We start from the raw sequence: 20474 nt of genomic DNA on the forward strand, positions 1-20474 counted from the left end.
AGAACGCGCGCGGCGCGGCGCAGCGGGCGCTCCGGCCTGGCCTTGTAGCGTCAGCCGCCGCAGGACTGGGCCGCTCGGCGTGCCCTCGTGCGCTGCCGGCCTTGCCTCGCCGCCGCGCGTGCGACGGCGGGCTCTTCTTCGTCGCCGGCCTGACCCCCGGCGCGCAGGGCCGCGCCGAGGCCCCGAGGCTCGAGCGAGGCGGTCGCCGGCGCCGGAGGGCAGGGGGCGAACCCGGACGTGCTGGGCTCCGGTCGCTCCCGTGCTCTGGCGCGGTCCACGCCTACTCGATCCTGAATCGGAAGATGGCTGGCTGGGCCGTGCCCAGCTGCGACGCTTCCACGTAGTTGGCCGGCGAGTGATCGCCCCACGAGAACGGCACCGGCACCCATCGGATGATGGGCAGCTGCTCCTTCACCCAGGCGAAGATGCCGACCGCCGCGCTCACGAGGAACGTGCGCGTCTGGCCCGCGATCTTGCCCTCGTACGTCCACCCCTGCCCCCTCGAGCGGTGCGCCCGCCCGAAGTGCACGAAGTACCCCGTCGAGAGCGGTGGCAGGCGCGCAACGATGTCGTTGTCATAGACGAATCGAAACAGCCTGTCCCCGAAGAGCTCTTCGGCCCTGGCAGCGAAGCCCGCGTCGCCGATCATGGGCTGCCCGAAGGTGTAGACCCCGCGGAGCCGCTGCCGGATTTCCCCGTACTTGCTGTCCGTGAACAGGCGCGCGGCGATGAGGGCCGCCATCGCTCCACCCAGGCTGTGACCGGTGATGAAGAGCGCCTCCAGCTTGCCCTGCGCCTCGGGCGCACGCCCGGCGGCAGGCGTCGACGCGACGTCGGGGCGCGGGGATATCTCGGTGCCCGGGAGGACATCACGGATGTGCTCGCCGCGCAGCGCCGCGGCGAGATGCTTGTCGATGATCGACCACATCACATCGACGTTGCGGGCGAAGCCGCCGTGGACGTGCCCGAGCGAACAAAATCGCTGCGACGCGACGCTCGCGTCCGTGAGCCAGTTGAAGAGGTTCCCCGGCTCGGTCCCCTTGACGCACAGGATGAGAAGCCGCCTGCACCTGCTCTGGATGAAGCACACGTCGCTCGCCACGAAGAGCGCGTCGTTGCGCACGCTGATCCTCGCGAGGTCCCAGTCGCCGTAGACCGACATCGCCTTCTCCAGCGTGTCCAGATCCGAGTACATCCACGCTGATGCCAGGGACAGGAGGAGCGTCGCCTCGGCGTCGGGCTCGCGCATCGCCGGATCCACCCGCAACATCCGCTGGATCGTGCCTTGTTCGGCGGATGGTTCGGCCTCGGCATCCGATCCGGGGGCCGCTGGCGGCCCCGTGATCTCCAGACACGGCGTGGCAACGATGGAATCGGTCATGAGCCCTCCCGTCATCAAGCTGCCTGGCTTCCCAGGACGCCGCTTCGTGCGAGTCGGACAGGCAAGCACCTTGCCACGGATCCTGTGTGCGCGCTCGACGAGCCTACCGCCGGCAGGTCCTCGCTGCCAACCTGCGCGCCTGCGCGCGTCGAGCGACCAGGGCGAACGGGGCGGCATGGACGAAGCCGCTTCGCGCCCATGTCGAACGGAGCCGCTTCGTCGCGGCGAACAACAGCCCCGCCGCGCTCTCTCCCCGGCCGGGCCGACCCATGCCGCTCAAGGCCTCGTAGGGTGTCTCGATACGCCCAGCCTCGAGAGCAGCCTCGGGCTGTTCGTTCGCTGGATCACCGAGGCTGTGTACGGCCCGCCGACGTGCTCGCGTGCGTCACGTAAAACCCCGCGTCCTTCAGGCTCTCTACCATCATCGTGCTGATGCCGGTCACCTGTTGGATTTGCTCCCAGCTGCTGAACCCCCCGAGCTCCTCGCGCTTCTGAACGATGAACTGCGCGCCTTGCTCGCTCACCTGGCTCACCCGTTGAAACTCATCCGCGCTCGCCTTGTTGATGTCGGTCGTGTCAGCCATTCGCGCCCCCCGGCAAGTTCTATGACTGGTCCTTTGGCCCTTGCCCGCCCAGAGCGTGGTGCACCCTGCTTGCGATGGGGAGGGGCCCGCGGCGTCGAACCGCACGATTGGACCGAGCAGCCGCGCGGCGCGGGGATGCAAGGCGCCCGCGGCGACTCCAGGCGAGCGGCGCGTCGACCCTTGGCCCGAGCTTGCCTGTACGTTCGACGCTGGCGACAGGCCGAGCGGTCGCTGTGCCCACGTCGAGGCTAGCAGGATCGAGAGCGCACCACCGCGGCTGTCCTCGCGAGCCACTCCACGGGATCTCTCGCGTGGTAGGGGTGCTCCGACGGCTCGATGTTGTCGAGGAACTTGCGGTAGATGACCGCCTGCCGGGCCGCGGCGACGGGCGCGAGCAGCTCGGCGGCGCGCTCGGGGTCGGAGCCCGGGATCGCGGCGCGCCACGCGCGGCTCCAGAAGCTCCGGAGCGGCTCGACCGCGCCGGGCGGGGCTCCGTCGAGGAACGCTGGCTGGTCGAGCAGCGGATGCCCGACGCCGCTGTCGCCCCAGTCCAGCAGGACGGCCGACGTCGCGTCGCCGCGGGCATTGCCGACGTGGAAGTCGCCGTGAACCAGCGTGTCGGGCAGCCCGGCCTCGGCCAGGCGAGCGAAGCGCTCGGGCAGGCCATCGACGAAGCGGTCGAGGGTCGCCCGATCGCCGGCGGACAGGTCGGGCGTCCGGGCCACCACGTCCGCGATGAGCCGGGTCATGGCCGGCGCGCGCCAGTCCGGCAGCCCCAGCGAAAGGAGCTCGCCGACCTGCCGGCTCGCGCCGCGCTGCAGCCCGACAAGCAGCGAGATTAGCCGCTCCCGGACCGGCAGATCGGCCTCGTAGAGATCCTCGCCCGGGATCTCGGGCATCAGGATCCGCCGGCCGTCGTGGCCGAGGAGGGCCGGCACGGGCCCTCCCGCGAGCCGCGCGATCACGGCCCCCTCGTGCCCGAGGAACGGAGGGACGTGCTTCAGCCAGACCGTCTGGTCGCCAGCACGGAGCCGCCACAGGCTCGACAGGTTCCACGACCGCATCTGCTCGGCGGGCGCCCTCCGCGCGAGGCCCTGATCGCGCAGGACGGCGTCCGCCCACGCGAGGTCGTCTGCAGGCCCGCCCGGCCGCGCCCACGGCTGCCGGAGCGGGTGGTCGTCGAGCGCCCCGCGCCAGGGCTCGACCCCGGGCGGCGGCGCGTCGATCTCCGCCTCCGCGAGGTAGGTGACCGCCCCGCCCTGGGGGGCCGGGAGCTCGGCGGCGAGCATCCGGAGGACCGTCACCTGGAGGCCGAAGCGCTCGCGGGCACCCTGGACGACCGCGTGCGCGTCCTGCCACCACGGCGTCGCGACCGGATAGGGCGGCAGCGCGCCCACGAGCTCACCGCTCGCGGTGAGGAGGACGAGCCGAACGACGCGCGGCGGGTGGGGCAGCATCGCGCGAGGATAGCGAAGGGGGCGGCGTCGCTGGCGCGCGGGTGCTCGGCCGCCGTACGAAAGACGTCCGAGCGCCGCTCACGTTCCGAGCGCCGCTCACGTCGAGAGCGGCTGTCCCGCGACGGCGGCCCTGACGGCGCGCTCCAGCGCCTCGCCGTCCTCGGGCGAGAGGGCGCGCATCGCGCCGGGGAACGCCGCCTCGAGGTCCACGAGCACGTCGAGGGCTGCCTCCTCGTCGACGGCCGCCCGATCGTGGCGCCCCACCTTCGACGCGGCGGACGCGAGGCGCGGGCCGTTCACGAGCCGCTCCCCCCAGCGGATCAGCGCGGCCAGATCGACCGGGCGCTCCGGGTCCCACGGCGCGCTCTCGTCGAAGCGGTCCTCGCGCATCTCGGCGATCTTGCGCTTCAAGGCCATGTAGGCCCCGGCCGGCATGCGGACGTCGGGCCTGGCCACGAGCCCCTCCGCGAGGTTCTCCGGGCCGAGGGGCGGCAGCCCCAGGGCGGACGCGACGCGCGACGGGAAGCGCTCGGGCACGGCGGCGATCTCCGCCTTGCGCCCCCGGGCGAGCAGCGGGGGCATCATGAGCCCCGCCGCGGCGGCGACCGGGGCCGCCTCGCTCCAGGCCAGGAAGGCGTCCTCGCCGCCGTCGACCGCGCGCAGCTCGAAGGGCGCCCACCGCAGGTCGGGCGCGTACCAGACCCCGGTCTGCACAGGGCTCACGCCGCCCGAGGGCACGTCCGGATGCGGGTAGCCGCCGCCGAAGAGCTCGCCGTAGAGGACGAGCCGCGCCGCGCCGACCGCCGCGTGCGCCGCGCGGGCGGCGTCCCGGAGCGACGCGCGCAGCAGCTGCCAGCCGAAGAAGGGGTCCTCGTCCCGGAGCCACTCCTTGCGCTTGCCGAAATGGACGCCGGCCGCATCCACGCCGATCACGAGCTGCGCGCCGTGGATCTTCTCGAGCGCGACCCATGTCGGGGCGTCGCTCGCGCCGAGGCACGGCATCTTCGGGAAGGGGAGGAACTCCATTTCCGGCGACGATAGCGCCGATGGCGCGGCCGGTCCGCGGACGCCGGAACGGTGCGTTGAATGGTGCGTTGCGTGGTCCGAGGCGGAGGAGCGCGGCAATCCCCGCTCCGCCCGCGCTGCGCGCCGCCGGCGCGGCGAGGGCGGCGGGGGCGCGAGGCGCTTGATTCCGGGAAAGCGTTGGCGTTCCTTAGCTCTCAGGGGGTCACCATGTCCGCTGAACCCAGCCGGGCGCCGCCTGCGCCTTGCTTTCGCCTCCTGCTGATCGAGGACAGCGCCATCGCGGCCTCCGTCGTGCAAAGCCACCTCGAGGCCGTGCCGTGGCAGCGCGCCGAGCTCGCGCACGCGGAGACGCTCGCCGCCGGGCTCGCGCGCGTGAACGAGGGGTGGGATGTCGTCCTCCTCGATCTCTCCTTGCCCGACGGGGAAGGCCTCGAGGTGGTCGAGCGGGTGCGGGCGGTGGACCCCCATGTGCCCATCGTGGTGCTGACGGGACACGACGACGTCCGCCTCGCGGAGCGCGCGCTCGGCGCGTCGGTGCAGGATTACCTCGTGAAGCGGGGTCTCGACGCGGACACGCTGTGGCGAGCCATCCGCTATGCGGTCAGCCGCCAGCAGCTCCTGACGCAGCTCGCGCGGGCGATGGCCGAGGCCCGCGAGAACGAGGCCAACCTGCACCAGCTCATCGCCCGGAGCGCCGATGGGGTGATCGTGCTGGATCCCTCCGGGACGGTGCTCTTCGCGAACCCCGCTGCGGAGTCGCTGCTGGGCGACGGGCGCCCCGTCGCCGGGCGGGGCTGCCCGGCGGCGCTCTGCGCCGGCGAGACGAGCCTGGAGATCGGAGGGCAGCAGGTCGTCATCGACGTTCGCTGGGTCGACGTGGACTGGCAGGGGCGCCCCTCGCGCATGGCGCTCCTGCGCGACGTGACCGGGCGGCGCCGGGCCGAGGAGCTGAGGTCACGGCTCGAGCGCAGCGAGCGGCTGGCCGCGGTCGGCCAGCTCGCGGCGGGCGTGGCCCACGAGATCAACAATCCCCTCGCGTACGTGGTGGCCAACCTCGAGCTGCTCGCCCGCGAGGTGCGGCGGCTGGCCGGCAAGGGCGTCGCCACCGAGCACCTCGCCCAGCCGCTCGCGGACGCCCGCCAGGGCGCCGCGCGGGTCGTGGACATCGTCGGGGATCTCGGGGTGTTCGCGCGCGCGGAGGCGAACGAGGCGATCGGGCCGACCGACGTCAACGCGGTGATCGAGAGCGCGCTCAACATCGTGCATTCCCAGATGAAGCACCGCGCGCGGGTCGTGCGCGCGCTCGCCTCGGTCGCTCCCGTGAGCGGCGCGGAGGGGCGCCTGACGCAGGTGTTCGTCAACCTGCTCATCAACGCGGCGCAGTCGATCCGGGAGGGCCGCGTCGCCGACAACGTCGTCGAGGTGCGGACCCGCGATCAGGGCCGGGAGGTCGTCGCGGAGATCGTGGACTCCGGCTGCGGCGTGCCCGAGGAGCACATGCACAGGCTGTTCGAGCCGTTCTTCACCACGAAGCGCGCGGGGGAGGGGACCGGGCTCGGACTCGCGATCTGCCGCAACATCGTGGAGTCGTGCGGCGGCACGATCGGCGTCAGCAGCGAGGCCGGCGTCGGCACCTGCGTCCGCGTCCGGCTGCCCGCCTGGGCGAGCGCCGAGCTCACCCCTCGCCGCGCGTCGCCCGCGCCCGCGCGGGATGAGGGCCCGGCGCGGCGCGCCCGGATCCTGATCGTGGACGACGAGCCCCTCCTCCTTCGCGCGCTGCGCGGGCTCCTCGAGGCGTCGCACGAGGTCGTCTGCGCGCGCTCGGGCAGAGAGGCCCAGAGGACGCTCCAGCTGGACGCGGACTTCGATGTCGTGCTCTGCGATATCGTGATGCAGGAGGGCACGGGGATAGAGCTCCACGAGTGGCTCGAGGCGGAGCTGCCGGCGCTCGTCGACCGGGTGCTGTTCATGACCGGAGGCGGCACGAGCGAGGTGAGCAGGCGGTTCCTCTCGGGCCACGGGGGGCGCGTGCTGCCGAAGCCGATCAATCCGGCGGAGCTGCTCCGGCGGATCGATGCGCTGCTGCAGGCGAGAGCGGCAGAGCCAGAGAGGGTGTAGCGGCGAGCCCGGGGGCGGGAAGGTGGGAATCGGGGCCGGCCGGGAAGGTGGGAATCGAACCCCGCCCCCGGCGCGCTATTGACCGCGCACCGCGCACCGCGCGATGCGCGGCGCGGGCTCACGTCCCGCCGCAGGCCTCGTACTCCGCCTTGCACGCGTCCGCGCCCGCCTGCTGCACGCACGCCCTGCAGTCCGCCGCGATGCCCTGGCCGGCGCACTCCCTCTCGCACTCGTCGGCGCACACGCCCGCCGCGCAGACGCAGGCGATGAGCGCGTCCGTCTCGGCGTCTTGCAGGGGATCCGTGTTCGGATCGCAGCCTTGCACGCACGCACAGCAGATGCCGTCGCCAGGGCAGCAGCCGTCGCTGCGCCCGAGGGGACAGCGGCAGGCGCCGCCGCCTTGCTCCATGCACGGCCCGTAGCCGCTGCCGTCGGCGAGGCACGTCGCGACGCCCGGCGCGCCGACGGCGTGACAGGTGCAGGACATGGTCTCGCCGGGAGCGCAGGTTGCGCCCGTGGCCGAGCTGGAGGTCGTCGCGCTGGAGGTCGTCGAACTGGCGCTCGCCGAGCTTTCGCTCGTCGAGCTGGCGGCCGACCCGCCGCTCCCGGTCGGCTCCGGATCGGTCGTCGAGGAGCCGCATGCGGTCGCCAGCGCAGCCGTGAGCAAGCCGAGGAAAAGGAGGTGTCGCATCGGCGCCCCCTATAGCGTGCCGCCCCCGCGGCCGTCGAGGGCCATCAAGGCGCGCTCCCGTCGCGCTCCCTCCCCGGCGTCGAGCCGCTCGCCGCGGCACCCCGTCATCGAATCTCGTTCGTCAATGCTCTTTACGTTACTTCACGAGCGCGTCATGACGCGGAGCGCCCCGCGGGCGTGTCCTCAGCGCTGGAGTCCGTGGATCCCCGTGAACGAGCGCCGTGCTCGGGCGCCCGGGGGTCGCGGGCGGCCCCTGCGTGAGAGGGCGTGCTTGCCTGGCGGGCAGGATGCCCTATGTTCGCGCCTGCTCGCGTCCCCGCCGGGGGGTGCGCCGGCGCCGCGCCGCGTGCGCCGTGCGGGGAACGCGCTGCCTGAACCGTGCGATAGCAAGGAGATGAGAAGATGACGATCTCGATGTATCAGGCCTCGGTCCCGGTGCTCGTCAGGATGCTCGGCAACCTCTCGGCGATCCTCACCAAGGCCGCCGCGTACGCCGAGGCGAAGAAGATCGAGCCGCGCGTCCTGCTCGACGCGCGCCTCGCCCCGGACATGCTCTCGCTCACGCGCCAGGTGCAGATCGCCTCCGACTCGGCCAAGGGCTGTGGAGCGCGGCTGGCGGCCGTGGACCTGCCGAAGTACGAGGACAACGAGGCCAGCTTCGACGAGCTACAGGCCCGCATCGCCAAGACCGTCGCGTTCCTGAACAGCCTCCGGCCCGAGCAGTTCGACGGCTCCGAGGACCGCGATGTCACCATCCCGACGCGCGATCAGCCGCTGCAGTTCAAGGGCCTGGTTTACCTGCTGAACTTCGTGCTGCCCAACTTCTATTTCCACGTGACGACCGCCTACGCGATCTTGCGCCACAACGGTCTCGAGATCGGCAAGCTAGACTTCCTAGGCGCCCGCTGATCGAGCAACGGTAACCCGCTGCGGATACGGGCCCACCTCGACGTTTTCGGTGCTCAGCGCACGGGAGTGCGCTTCCGCGCCGAAAACGCCGATCTGGGCCCGTCTCCTGTGCGGGTGACCGCCGCTCGTCGTCGTTTCGCTACCGCAGGCGCCTTGGATCGTGGTGATGCGCCGGGAGGGGGCCGAGCTGCGTGGTGTCGACGAGGAGCGAGACGACGAGCGAGAAGAAGCGGCGGCGCGTCTCGAAGCTCGGGCTCAGGTCGGGGAGGAGGGCGCCTATCCGCCTTGCGCCGGTGTCGTGGAGGACGCGCTTGGCCATGTCGATGGGCTCGATGTGGGCGGGGTAGAGGTCGCCCCCGGAGAGCTTCTGGATGAGGCCCACGTACTCGCCCACGAGCGGCGCGACCTCGAGCCGCGCGAGGGCGAGGGTGTCCGCCGACGGGGAGCTCCCGGTGAAGACGAAGTGGAGGTCTCTGTCGTCGCAACCGGCGATGAGGGTGCAGGGCTCGCGCGAGGGCCAGGGCGGCTCGCCGGAGACGATATCGGTCGTGAGCGTGCGCCACTCCTGCCTGCGGAGCGGCGACGCGCTCGACCAGAGGCGCTCTTCGATTCGGATGGCATGGACGGGCATATGGGCTGAGCTCAGTGTAGCGCTCACAGCTCACGGTTGTAACGCCTCACGGTCGGCCACCGAGAAGTCCACAGAACTCCATAAACTACGTATTGTCCGTATTTGGTCCGGTGCGCGATCGCCGCCGGGACCCTCGAACGCCCAGGATAGAATTTGCCGCAACTCAGCGCTAGAAATCCCTCACCAGGATCCAGAGATACCTTGGGGATGGGAAGCGCTGCGCGATGACGTCGATCTCCGCCGGATCCGCGCCATGGGCGTAGCTCGCGCTGGAGATCTGCCGGAGCTCATCGGGCGATACGCCGCTCCAGGCTTCCAGGCCTGGCATCCGCGTAGCGGGCTCCCGCCCGAGGACCTGTCGAGCGCGCTCGAGCGTCAAGTTGCCGCCGAGGGAGCGGCTACAAACAACGGCAGCGCTGTGTGGGTCGACGATGAGCAGGTCAAGATCGGTAGGCATGGTTCGAGTCGGCGTAGTAGAGGCTCACGCGGGTAGACGCGCCTGCCGCGAAGAGCTCTCGTACGAGATCGAGGGTGTCCGATCGATGCTCGGGATGGACGTCGTGGGCGACGAGGTCTTCTGCCTCCTCCGGGGTCAGCGCGCCCCACGAGACGACCGATCCGTCGTCGAAATCAGGTGGGCGTGAGAAGCACGAGCGTGTCGTCTCCAGCGGAATGACCAGCTCGAGCCGGTCGACGAGGCGGCCCTGGGCGTCGAGCGACACGAGCATGGCGAAATCTCTGAAGTCTATGGCCATGGGAGTGACCCAGATCTGCCCGACGTGCCGCCATCAAGCCGCGGCCGCTTGCTTCAGCAGCTTGTCGGGCGGCGACGTCACGCCAGGATGCTCCTGGTGCACGAGTGCAGCGCTTCGGAGAACGACGACATCGTCTGCTTGAGTGAATGACCCCGGGCGATGCACTCGAACGTCTCATCGTGGAAGGCGAGCAAGTAGTGTCGATACTGCTTCCACCAATCTGGATTGTACTCGCTGTGAACCGAGTTGATCTTCATCAGCTCGGCGATCCATCGAGACCTCTCGACGACGTGCGCAGCATACCCCACCAACCCGCGGCCGTGCAGGGGATGTCCGTGGAGAACCTCGTCATTCGGTGAACCGAACTTGTGGGCGAGGCATCGCTCGAATTCGACAATGGCGATCAGGCGCAGGTCGGCGCTGGTTGGATCGACCACGGTCGCATACGATCCATCCCACGCGGGGTCAGGTTCGCGCATGTTGTAGACGACGAGAGTCCTGGAGCCCGAGGAGAGAACATGCGGGAGCGGGGCGCCGACATTCCAAGGATGCTGCCAGGGGATCTCGACGGCACACTCCTCCCCGGTCGCGCGGGCGAGATCTCGCTCGAGCGAGATGCACTTGTCGTGCGCAGCTTGGTAAAGTGCCCATCCCCCGTCTCCGCGTTTTCCGGAGAGCGCAGCGGCTGCAGCCGACAGCTCCTCGCGGGCGGCGTCCAGGTCACGCCTTGCGTCTTCGACCGTCATTTCGTCCACCCAAGGTCTCGCCGGTGCGCCGCCGCGCTCTGGGTGACCTCACGCACAGAAGGTCTCATGGATCGGCGCTGTGCCGCAAGTCCCGGGTGTCGTCCAGCGCCGCAGGCCAGATCCGTCCAACGCCGGCGGTCGTTGCTGTCTCTCCTGGGTGCCGTGGGCGCGGTGGGGCCGCGGTGGACCGTGCCCACGCGGTGGTGGTAGGAAAAGATATGGCGAAGAGGCGTGCAGCATGGATGTGCGCGGCATGGACGCTCACAGCCGGTGGATGCACCACGCTCGTGGGGCTGGACGACGGCTACCACCTGGTGGAAGGAGCGGGCGGCGAGGCCGGCGCAGGCGGCGAGGCCGGCGCGGGGGCGGGCGGGGGCGAGGCGGTCGTCCCCACCGACGTCGAGCTGATCGACGACATGGAAGACGGCGACAGCGCCATCGATGAGGCCGGTGGCAGGGTCGGCTACTGGTACAGCTTCAATGATGGGACGGGCACGCAGACTCCCCCGGTCTACTCGGAAGAGAATCCCGTCGGGTTCATCCCGGAGGCGCTCGCGGAGCCGCGCGGCGAGAGCACGATGGCGATGCACTCGTTCGGATCCGGCTTCACCGAGTGGGGCGCCGGGTTCGGCTTCGCGCTGAACGGCCCCGACGGGGGCCTGCTCGCCTACGACGCGTCGGCGTACAGCGGTATCGTGTTCTGGGCCAAGCTCGGCGAAGCGGGCGCGGCGACGACGATGAAGGTCAACATCACGGACAGGACCTCGGACCCCGCGGGCGGCATCTGCGATGAATCGGGAGAGGACGTGGCCAATCCGTGCTTCGACGACTGGTCATCCACCGCGCGCCTCGGCACCGAGTGGGCCCCGGTCGTGATCCCCTTCGAGCAGTTCGCGCGCGGCGACGGGGACGCCGAGCCAACCGGCGAGGGCGTCGATCTCACGGGGCTCTTCGCGATCGAGTTCGGGTTCACGGAAGGGGAGGATTTCGACGTCTATATCGACGATGTCGGCTTCTACCCATGATCGCCTGATGCAAGTCCTCCAGGCGACGCGCCGCTGGGCTCGCCGGCGCTCAGCGAAATGCGTCGACGTGATCCCGGACCCACGCCGCGAAGGGCCGCGGCGGGCGGCCGAGGACGGCGGCGACGTCGTCCGTCGGGGCTGACGCGCGCCCGTCGCGCAGGAACGTGAGGCCCTGGAGGACCGCCGCGACGAACGCTTCCGGGGCGCCGGCCGCCCGCATCTTCGCCGTCGCATGCTCGACGGTGACGTCCTCGGCGGCGAGCGGGCGCCCGATCGCCCCGGCGAGGATCGCGATCTGCTCGTGCGCGTCGAGGCCGGCGGGCCCGGTCAGCGTATATGCCCGCCCGTCGTGATCGTTCGACGTGAGCGCCCGGGCGGCGACGGCCGCGACGTCGCGCGGGTCGACGACCGCGTGCTTGCCTGTGCCGGTCGAGATCTCGATCGGGGCGCCGGCGCGCACGTTCGCGGCCCACGCGAGCACGTTCGAGTGGAATCCCGCCGGCCGGAGCAGCGTGAAGCGGCGCCCCGTCGCGATCACCGCTTCTTCTCCTTCCCGATGCCAGCTGGACGCGATGAGGTCCTCTTGCTCGGCGCCGTAAGCCGAGAGCTTGACGATCTGCTCGACCCGCGAGCGCATCACCGCCGCGGCCATCGCGCGATCGTGGTCGGCCACCGTCGGTCCGGGCGCCGTGAGCAAGAAGACGCGTTCAACGCCTTCGAGCGAGCGCCCGAGCGACGGCGCATCCGTGAAGTCTCCGCAGGCGACCTCGACGTCGCTCCCCCAGAGCGCACGCGCGCGGCCGGGATCGCGGGTGAGCACCCGAACGTCGGCCCGGGCGGCGAGCAGCTGTGGGATCAACGCGCGACCGATGGTGCCTGTCGCACCAGCAACAAGGATCATGAACACCTCCGTTTCGAGAGCGAAGCCTGCTGTCTCGGCGGAGCCGTCTCTTGGAGATTCCGGCACGAAGTTCGAGCTCCTCGGCGCGCGACGGCCGAGGCGGCGCGCGCTACACTGCCGTCGTGCTTGCGCCCTCGCTCCCGTCCTCCCGCTCGGACAGCCGTGACCTCTCGCCGCGCGCGCCGCTCCGTTCCTGGGTCTCCGACGTCCACGTGATGAGCGCCGTCCCCTCGCCGCCCGCAGGGTGGACGCGGCTGCCGAGCGGGACCACGTCGCTCGTCGCCTGCTGGACCGGGGGCGAGCCGGTCGTGGCCGCGGTGGGGCCGCTTCAGCGCGCCACGTTCAAGCCCTCGGGCGCGGTGCCTCTCTATGCTCGCCTCTCGTTCCACCCCGGGGGCGCGCGGCCCGCGCTCGGCGTCGCCGCGCACGAGCTCGTCGATCGCGTCGTCCCCCTCGATGACCTCTGGGGCGCACGCGCGCGCGAGCTTCGCCATGCCCTCGCGCGCGCCGGCGGGGACCCGGCCGCGGCGGTGCGCCTGCTCGAGGACGCCCTCTGCCGCGCGGTCGACGCGAGGGCCGACGCCCCGGCGCGCCGGGCGCTCCTGCGCCGCGCCGTCGATGCCCTCGACGCGTCTGCGCTGGCACCCGACTCGGACGCCTCCATCCCCGCGCTCGCGCGGCGCCTCCGCGTCGCAGAGCGGACGCTGCGCGCGCTCTTCCACGAGGAGATCGGCATATCGCCGAAGCGTTACGCGCGCATCGCGCGCATCCGTCGCGTCGCCGAGCGCCTCGCCACGACGAGCCTCGCGCGGCTCGCCCTCGAGACAGGCTTCTACGACCAGGCCCACCTCACGGCCGAGTTCCGGTCGCTGCTCGGGGTGACGCCGCGGGCCTACCTCGCGGGCGCGCGCCCGTCCGCGAGGCCCGGGTGCGGCGGCGCGACGGCGAGGGGGTGACCTCCGCGCCGGCAGGTTCTCGATCTGCCTCTTTTCCTCGTCGGAGGAGAAGCGCAGCGCTGACTCGGTACCATGGCTGTCATCGATGAGGTCGAGGGTCTGTTGATTCGAACGGTGCCTGTCGCGGCGATGGCGCCACGGCCTCATGGCAGAAGGAAGGCGCCTGCTCCTCCAGCGCGATTCCAGCGCGATTCGATGTCTTCACATCTCCACGTCCAGCCGTCGAAATCGTTGGTAGTTGAAGTATCTGCTGTCAGCAGTGATGTTTCGTGAGGTGTCGCGCTCCGCTACCGTCGAGGTTCAAAAACGCGACGGCGGCAGATAAAATGGGTGGGTTGGTGGGTCGTTGGGGCACAAAAGTGTTCGCGATCGACCTCTGCCGTGAGCCGGTCGGGACAGATTCTGGTACATAATGTCAAATCGGCGCTGTTGAGTCGCAGCGTCGGGAACCCGTGCAGGTGCCTATCCATGTGGTCGGCGCTCGCACCAACTCGTGCCTTTCTTCGGGCGCGGCGTGGAGAACACGGTGAACCCCGAGCAACACACGCATCGCTGGTCTCTTGAGCTTTTCGGCTCACAACTCAGGTACGCTGCGCCGCTCTTGCTCGCGTTCGTCGCGGCTTGCAACGGCCAGATCGGCGGGCCCGGCCAGTCCACAGGGGCTGGCACGGGCCCCGGCGGGGACGATCCCGGGATCGTTGAGCCCCCGGAAGACGTGCTGGATTCGGCGTTCTGCCAGACGCCGCAGCCCGGTACGGCGCCGCTCCGCCGTCTCAGCAATTACGAGTACGCCAACACGGTGAAGGATCTCTTCTCCGGCGTCCCGGGCGTGGCCTCCACCGTCGACAAGGTGGTCGCCACGTTTCCGAACGAGTCCGAGTCGCTCGGCTTCCGCAACAACGCGAGCTTCTTGAGCGTCGGCTCGCTCGTCGCGCAGAAGTTCCTCGACGCCGCGGAGCAGGTCGCCGCTGTCGCGGCCCGCGCTTCGGGCCTCGTCTCCTGCGATCCGGAGGAGATCGGTGAGCTCGAGTGCGCGCGCGACTTCATCCGCACCTTCGGCGCGAAGGCGTACCGCCGGCCGCTCACGGAAGCCGAGGTCCAGAGTTACGAGGAGCGCTTCACCGCAGGATCGGACGGGTACACCTTCGACGACGGCATCGAGTGGGTCGTCTTCAGCATGCTGCAGTCGCCGAACGTGCTCTATCGCGTCGAGCTCGGCCAGGCGAGCACGGGTGACGTAACCGAGCCCACGCCGTACGAGATGGCCTCGCGGCTCTCGTACCTGGTCTGGCAGTCGCAGCCGGACGAGGAGCTCACGCGGGCGGCGGAGGCGGACGAGCTCGGCACGCCAGAACAGCTCGAAGCCCAGGTGCGGCGCATGCTGGCCGATCCCAGGGCCGAGCGCTTGCTCGAGTACTTCGACCAGTGGCTCGACACCGACATGCTGAGCAGCATGAACCGCGATCCGGAGGTGTATCCGGACCTCCCGCGCGACCTGCCCGCCTTGCTGCGAGAGGAGACGCGCGCGTTCGTGCAGGACCTGCTCGCGAGCCCGAGCGGCTCGCTCGACGACCTCTTCGCCGCCGACTACAGCTTCGTGAACGGCGCGCTCGCGCAGCACTACGGCGTGAGCGGGGTGAGCGGCGACGATTTCGTCAAGGTCGACATGCCTGGCCGCTCGGGCGTGCTGACCCAGGGCATGATGCTCACGCGCGACAAGGCGACGCGCACCTCGATCGTCCGCCGCGGCCTCAAGGTGCGCACCGATCTTCTGTGCCAGATCGTGCCCGCGCCGCCCAACGACGTGAAGCTCGATCTCGAGGGCCTGGGAGAGGGGCTCTCGCAGCGCGAGCGCCTCGAGCTCCACCGCACCGAGCCGAGCTGCGCGGGGTGCCACGCGCTGATGGATCCCATCGGCGTCGTGTTCGAGTCGTTCGACGCCGTGGGCCGCCCCCGCACAACGGACGAGGCCGGCAGGCCGATCGACACCTCGAGCGCCATCTCGAGCACGCGCGACGTCAACGGCCCTGTGGCGAACGCCGCCGAGCTGGGCCAGCGCCTCGCGCAGAGCGAGGAGGCGCGCGCCTGCTACGTGCTGCAAAACTTCCGCTTCTTCTACGGTCGCGACAAGACAGACGCCGATCGGTGCTCGATGGCGTCGCTCTCGCTCGCGTTCAAGGACAGCGGCTACAGCCTGTCCGAGCTCCTGGTCGCGCTCACGCAGACCGACGCCTTCCGCTACCGCCCCGTCATCGTCCCGGAGAAACAATGAAACCTCTGAGCCGCCGTACCTTCCTGCGTGGCGCATCCGGAGTTGCGCTCGCGCTCCCGTTCCTCGATGCGATGCGTTCGAGCCGCGCGCGAGCCCAGACGGCGCCGTCCCCGCGCCGTATCATGTTCGTGTTCCAGGCGAACGGCGACGAGACGGACAGGCGCTTCGACGCCCGCGGTGAGACGAGCTTTCAGCTCGGCGAGTTCCTCGCCCCGCTCGAGCCGTACCGCGAGGATCTGCTCTTTCTCAACAACCTGCACAAGCACTTTTACGATCTTCCGGAGTCCGAGCGGGCCGACAACCACCAGCAGGGCGGCAGCTCGCTCGCTCCGTGGAAGTCCGGCACCGGTTCGTTCCCCATCGGCGGCACCGAGAGCACCATCGGTTACGTGGAGGGGCCGAGCGCCGACTACGCGATCGGCGGTCGCGTGCTGGAAGCCAACGAGAGCATCGCGCACCGGCACCTCGTGTACCGCGTCGGGGACAAGTGGAACGACATCTGGAACACCCACTCCCACGCGGGGCCCGCGGGCGATCAGAACCCGATCCCGCCGGAGACCGACCCCTACGAGGCCTACGCCCGGATCTTCGCCGCCATGCCCGACGACGGGGGCGCGCAGCAAGAGGTGCTGAGGCGCCTGGCGAAGAAGCAGTCGGCCATCGATCTGGTGCGCGAAGAGGGCAACTCCCTCCTCACCCGGGTCGGCGCCGACGACCGCGCCAAGATCCAGCAGCACCTCGACGCGATGCGCGACGTCGAGCGCGCGCTCCAGGCCGGCAACGGCGCGGCCTCGTGCGTGAAGACCCCGCTCGGCGAGAGGATCAACCCCTACGCCGACGAGAACCACGCGATCATCGGCGAGCTGTTCTTCAAGATCAGCGCCCTCGCCTTCGCCTGCGATCTGACGCGCGTGGTGCATTTCAACTGGAGCGGCAACACCAGCAACCGCGTCTACTCGAACCTGGGCCTCAGCGATGGGCACCACGACATCTCGCACAACAGCGACGACGACTCGTTCGCCAAGGTGCGCAAGATCCACAGGCACCTCTGGGAGCAGAACACGAAGCTCTACGACATCTTGAAGAACACGAGCGACGGCGACGGCACGCTCTGGGATCATACGCTCGTCGTGCACTGGAACGAGCTCGGGCAGGGCGACAGCCACAGCATCGAGGACAGCCTGGTCGTCTTCGCGGGCAAGGCCCACGACCACTTCCGGCGCGGTCGGCTGATGGATTTCCGCGGCGATCGCTCCTTCGCCGACATGCTCGTGAGCTGCTTCCACTACATGGGCTTCGAGGACGTCAAGAGCTTCGGCGAGGGCGTCTTGAACACCGGGGGCGCCCTGCCGCTCACCTGAGCAAGCGCCCGGACGGCTGTGGTGCCGGCGTAATCTCGACCGTGCGCTGGCTGCTGAGACCGCGGCCGTGGCGGACTCTTCTTGCTCCGAAATCTAGAGCATCAGTCAAAGTTGGTGTCGCCTGCAATGCGCGTGGGATGGGGGCCAGGGCGCCATTGTTGTCAAGTGTTGATGGCAGCGTCCGCCGTCCCTGTGAGATACGGATCAGGCCATTCTTGCCTCTCGTAGTGCACGCGATGCCTTCTCCGCCAACCTCATATCCTCCGCCACTCTCTTCGTCCACCATCGCACGATTGGCATCAGCGCTGGCCGCTGGATCTGCAGCGTACTCAATACTACGTCTGCGTTCCCCCTCTCGAGACCTACAGCGATGCGCATGTACTCTTCCAGCGTGATCGGGCCCCGAAATTCCTCGACTCGCGCTACGTAGGTCTTGTCGTACGCCTTGCGCAGCGAATGCTGACCGGTCCCAGCCTCCTCCTTGAGCGCCGTGTGCCATCGCCGTTCGCTCTCACGCCACGTGCGCTCGTCGACTCTATGTGATTCCAGAACCTTGCCGCGCTCGACCCTTTTCTCGGCGATCTCTGCTGCGATTGTCGCACATTGCTCGATCGAGATCTCCACGCTCGCCGGGTCGGGCTCCGTCAGCGACGCCTCGGAGAGCGGGCTGTCCGTGTCGGAAACGCACGGTTCGCTTGAAACAACCACGCGCTCGGGCGCTGCCCGGTGGCCGAGCATCGGCGGTCGTTCCACGATCGCGTTCGTCTCTTCGGCCACGGGTTGAACCATCGCCGGCTGGTGCACGTCGAGGTGGGCGAATGCCATAAATCCCGTTGCGCTGCGCTCGTCGTTCTCTGCTGCGCGCGGGTGATCTTGTCGAAACGGCATCGCTGCCTGAAGCGTCGTCAGCGTCGCCGCAGGCTGCAGTAGAGCAGTGCCAGTCCCCTCTCCCTCCTCGCTGTCAGTCGGTGACGGTACCGCAGCACGCTCTCCTAGCTTGGAGCTCACGAATGCGTACTCGGTACTTCCTGGTGCGAACGGAAGCGCCGAATGTGCCTCTATCTGCCCATGTAACGCAATTGTCGATGTGCTGGCGTCATCTTCCTCGATCGACCGCTCGATGAGAGCACCGGAAACGACCGCAGCTTCCCTGCTCTTTACGCCCGGAGCTTCGATGATGGATCGTGGGGCCGGAGCGACCAGGGGTTGGGCTGAATGCGTGCTTTCCTCACCGATCTGCGCGGTCACGGTCACGCGCCCGTCGTCGGCCGGGTCTGAGAGCACTACCACGCCGCGCCAAACCAACGTTGCCAGCCCTCGATGGGCGTCGATGGTCAGCGTGTCGCAGCGCAGCCGTAGCTCCTGCGGTGCCGCATGTCTTCGGTGCACGAGTGCCCTCGGTGCGACGCGCAAGAGCCGCGTCTCGAGGCGCTCATGCCGCGGGTGCAGGAGCTCTAGCAGTATCCGCTCGTCGCCCGCAAGGTGTGGGAGTTGCTGGTCGGTAGAGGCCACATTGAAGAACGCACCGTCGACGTCCTCAGGCAGCGGTCGCGTGTTCCACGCTCGATGAACCCAATGGGCGGCGTGACGCCCGAGCATCGCGGTCCGCGCGGAGCAGGTCGGCGCGATAGGGCCGAGTCCGAGCACGTCTGTCCGCGCGCCGCCCGCGGGGACCTGGACGGCCTTTTCACATTGTCCCACCGAAATTCGCGCGATCCGCGCGCGTGATGATGGTCCGCGAGGTGCATGCGCGCGTCCGACCACCAGGACGTCAGCCCTCCGCTTGAAGGGGGCGAGATCGCTCGCGGCGCGCATCCACGAAGGATCGTCCTCACTGTAGACGTCGTTCTCCCACGGCGGTTCCTGTTCGACGGAAAGCGGGGAGGTCCCTGGCTGTAGATCGTAGGTTGCTTTGCATACCGCGGTGAACGCGTGCACGCCCGGACGTGGTTGCCAGGGCAAGCTGGACACGCGGAGCCGGCAGAGGGAAACGACGTCCATATGCAGCGTAGTTTAGCAGTTGCCGGGGCCGGTGGTGAACTGCAGAGGACGGGAGCCTCGCAGGCCGTGGGGCGAAGGCGGCCCCTTCGATCGTGAGCCGCGAGGCGGGTCCACGGCCTCGGAGGGCGTGCCGTGCGACCGCCGTGCCGTACGGACACGCAACGGGGACGCTTGCGGCGTCACGCCGGCGCGCGCTGGATCGAGCGGGAGCAATTTCGGGTGGACTGTAAGTGAAGTATGTATACTACCGCACGCTGAGGCGCTGCGGAGCATGTGATGGAGTCGTTCGCACGGCGTATCCGGGAGTTTGCAGACACCCTTTCGTGGTTCGTGCGGGCCCGTGAGCTGCGGTTGCTTCACGTGCGCACAAGCGCCGATCTGAGGGCCACGGCGCTCCGGCTCGCCGCAGCGCAGGAGCTCCACCCCGAGAACCGCAGCCCTTTCGTGCTGCTGGAGGACGCCTGCACTGCCGCCAGCGAGGGATGGAGCGAGCGGCTGGAGCGTCTGCGCGCTCAGCACGCCGAGCGCAAGGCTCGCATGGAGCAGGAAGGCGTACGGCTGCCGGAGCTACCTGAGCGGCCTGTGATCGGCGGGCCGCTCGCCTCGTTCGGTGCGCAGCTCATGCAGCTGCTGAACGCCCGCGCGGACTGGCACGAGGGGCTGGTCGTGGTGCTGGCGCCGACGCGCGTCGAGCGCCCGGACGCGCTCTGCGACGCGCTGCGCGTGCTGCTCGGCGCGAGCGGTCTCGGCGCGGTGCGCTGGATCCTGATCGACCCGGAGCCGGCGGCGCTCGAGCCTGTCGCCGGCCAGCTCGGAGAACAGGCGATGAGAACCGTGTTCCTGGTCGACGAGGCCGAGGCGCAGCGCGACCTCGCGCGCATGCTCGACGCGGCCGAGGCGGCGCCGCCGGACATCGTCGGTCCGGCGCGGGTCGGGGCCGCGTGGCCCCGCGGCGTGTCCCCGCCGCTGCGCCCCGGCCACCCGCCGGCCGATCCCGAGAGCATCGACGCCTTGCTGCGGGAGGAGGGCGTCTCGCTGCCGCTCGCCGGCTCCCGGGGCACTGAGCTCGCGCGCCTGGTCCTGCGCGCGGCGCAGGCGATGCGCCGGGGGCAGCCCGTCGAGGCCGTGCAGCAGCAGGCCCGGGCGCGGGATCTCTGCGTTCAGGCCGATCTGGCGCGCGAGGCGACGCTCATGGAGCTCGTTCTCGGGGCCTACCTCGTCGCCGCGGGGGACGCCGGTCGCGCGGCGCGGATCTATGTCGCCGCGCGCGAGCGGGCCGAGCAGGCCGGGCTGCCGGACCTCGGGGCGCAGGCGCAGTTCGCCCTCGGCGCGCTGCACCTGCGCGCGAGGGAGCACGCCGAGGCCGCGGTGGCGTACGCGCGCGGCGCGGCGCTGGCGCGTGAGTCCGGCTCGGCGATACTGACGATCGAGGCGCTGCGCCTCGCGGGCCAGGCGCAGCTCGATGTGGGGAACGCCGACGCGGCGGCGCAGAGCTGGGCTGCGGCGATCGAGGTCGCCGACGCCGCCGGGGCGCCGGAGGTGAAGGCGTCGAGCGCCGCGGAAGTTGCGCGCGCGCTCGCGGCGCTCTTCAGGCGTCGAGGGCTCAGGGACAAGGCGGAGCGGCTCGAGGAGCGCAGCCGCGACATGGAGTAGCGGTAGG

General features: G+C 70.1%; 18 protein-coding genes. 7 read left to right on the plus strand and 11 right to left on the minus strand.

The genetic code is table 11. The features are described 5' to 3' along the window. Positions 1-280: 280 nt before the first annotated feature. The 4 genes from WMF45_RS04075 to WMF45_RS04090 form a co-directional block, all read right to left on the minus strand. Positions 281-1381: a lipase family protein gene (locus WMF45_RS04075; RefSeq protein ID WP_437715653.1), complete on the minus strand. Its 1101-nt coding sequence runs from the start codon at positions 1379-1381 to the stop codon at positions 281-283. A gap of 344 nt (positions 1382-1725) precedes the next feature. Continuing rightward, entirely contained in the window at positions 1726-1965 is a 240-nt protein-coding gene (locus tag WMF45_RS04080) for a ComEA family DNA-binding protein (RefSeq protein ID WP_437715654.1), read from the minus strand. 248 nt (positions 1966-2213) lie between these two features. Then, positions 2214-3422, minus strand: coding sequence for an aminoglycoside phosphotransferase family protein (locus tag WMF45_RS04085; protein ID WP_437715655.1), 1209 nt, complete (start codon positions 3420-3422; stop codon positions 2214-2216). A gap of 96 nt (positions 3423-3518) precedes the next feature. After that, positions 3519-4448 carry an RNA ligase family protein gene (locus tag WMF45_RS04090; RefSeq protein WP_437715656.1) on the minus strand — a complete coding sequence of 310 codons (930 nt, stop codon included), beginning with the start codon at positions 4446-4448 and terminating at the stop codon, positions 3519-3521. Between the two features lie 207 nt (positions 4449-4655). On the opposite strand from WMF45_RS04090, the gene WMF45_RS04095 reads away from it, so the two are divergent. Then, positions 4656-6566: a response regulator gene (locus WMF45_RS04095; RefSeq protein ID WP_437715657.1), complete on the plus strand. Its 1911-nt coding sequence runs from the start codon at positions 4656-4658 to the stop codon at positions 6564-6566. A gap of 118 nt (positions 6567-6684) precedes the next feature. Here the strand turns inward: WMF45_RS04095 and WMF45_RS04100 are convergent, their stop codons facing one another. Next, on the minus strand, positions 6685-7257 hold the full coding sequence (locus WMF45_RS04100) for a hypothetical protein (protein WP_437715658.1): 573 nt from the start codon (positions 7255-7257) through the stop codon (positions 6685-6687). 402 nt (positions 7258-7659) lie between these two features. Here WMF45_RS04100 and WMF45_RS04105 point away from each other — a divergent pair, with 402 nt between their 5' ends. Continuing rightward, on the plus strand, positions 7660-8166 hold the full coding sequence (locus WMF45_RS04105; RefSeq protein ID WP_437715659.1) for a DUF1993 domain-containing protein: 507 nt from the start codon (positions 7660-7662) through the stop codon (positions 8164-8166). 139 nt (positions 8167-8305) lie between these two features. On the opposite strand, the gene WMF45_RS04110 is transcribed toward WMF45_RS04105, so the two are convergent. The 4 genes from WMF45_RS04110 to WMF45_RS04125 form a co-directional block, all read right to left on the minus strand. Beyond that, entirely contained in the window at positions 8306-8797 is a 492-nt protein-coding gene (locus WMF45_RS04110) for a UPF0262 family protein (RefSeq protein WP_437715660.1), read from the minus strand. A gap of 169 nt (positions 8798-8966) precedes the next feature. Then, on the minus strand, positions 8967-9254 hold the full coding sequence (locus WMF45_RS04115) for a hypothetical protein (protein WP_437715661.1): 288 nt from the start codon (positions 9252-9254) through the stop codon (positions 8967-8969). Next, a complete protein-coding gene (locus WMF45_RS04120) occupies positions 9238-9552 on the minus strand; it encodes a hypothetical protein (protein WP_437715662.1) in 315 nt (104 codons plus the stop codon). Before WMF45_RS04120 ends, WMF45_RS04115 begins: the two co-directional genes overlap by 17 nt. 77 nt (positions 9553-9629) lie before the next feature. After that, on the minus strand, positions 9630-10298 hold the full coding sequence (locus WMF45_RS04125; RefSeq protein WP_437715663.1) for a hypothetical protein: 669 nt from the start codon (positions 10296-10298) through the stop codon (positions 9630-9632). Positions 10299-10516: 218 nt separating this feature from the next. On the opposite strand from WMF45_RS04125, the gene WMF45_RS04130 reads away from it, so the two are divergent. Continuing rightward, positions 10517-11323 (plus strand): hypothetical protein, encoded by an 807-nt coding sequence (locus WMF45_RS04130; protein ID WP_437715664.1) that lies wholly within the window; start codon positions 10517-10519, stop codon positions 11321-11323. Positions 11324-11372: 49 nt separating this feature from the next. On the opposite strand, the gene WMF45_RS04135 is transcribed toward WMF45_RS04130, so the two are convergent. Then, positions 11373-12224 carry an NAD(P)H-binding protein gene (locus tag WMF45_RS04135; RefSeq protein ID WP_437715665.1) on the minus strand — a complete coding sequence of 284 codons (852 nt, stop codon included), beginning with the start codon at positions 12222-12224 and terminating at the stop codon, positions 11373-11375. A 122-nt stretch (positions 12225-12346) separates the two neighbouring features. Here WMF45_RS04135 and WMF45_RS04140 point away from each other — a divergent pair, with 122 nt between their 5' ends. The 3 genes from WMF45_RS04140 (at position 12347) to WMF45_RS04150 (ending at position 16813) form a co-directional block, all read left to right on the plus strand. Beyond that, positions 12347-13180, plus strand: coding sequence for a helix-turn-helix domain-containing protein (locus WMF45_RS04140; RefSeq protein WP_437715666.1), 834 nt, complete (start codon positions 12347-12349; stop codon positions 13178-13180). Between the two features lie 601 nt (positions 13181-13781). Then, the gene (locus tag WMF45_RS04145; protein ID WP_437715667.1) at positions 13782-15452 is read left to right on the plus strand and encodes a DUF1592 domain-containing protein; all 1671 of its coding nucleotides are present in this window, start codon (positions 13782-13784) and stop codon (positions 15450-15452) included. 71 nt (positions 15453-15523) lie between these two features. Next, positions 15524-16813, plus strand: a complete 1290-nt coding sequence (locus tag WMF45_RS04150; protein ID WP_437715668.1) for a DUF1552 domain-containing protein — start codon at positions 15524-15526, stop codon at positions 16811-16813. Between the two features lie 204 nt (positions 16814-17017). Here the strand turns inward: WMF45_RS04150 and WMF45_RS04155 are convergent, their stop codons facing one another. Further along, positions 17018-18814, minus strand: coding sequence for a DUF2169 domain-containing protein (locus WMF45_RS04155; RefSeq protein WP_437715669.1), 1797 nt, complete (start codon positions 18812-18814; stop codon positions 17018-17020). Positions 18815-19174: 360 nt separating this feature from the next. Between WMF45_RS04155 and WMF45_RS04160 the strand changes: the two genes are divergently transcribed. Then, positions 19175-20467, plus strand: a complete 1293-nt coding sequence (locus WMF45_RS04160) for a hypothetical protein (protein ID WP_437715670.1) — start codon at positions 19175-19177, stop codon at positions 20465-20467. Positions 20468-20474: the final 7 nt, after the last annotated feature.

The sequence above is a fragment of the Sorangium sp. So ce448 genome (genome assembly GCF_051520915.1).
GTDB classification, from domain to species: Bacteria; Myxococcota_A; Polyangia; order Polyangiales; family Polyangiaceae; genus Sorangium; species Sorangium cellulosum_B.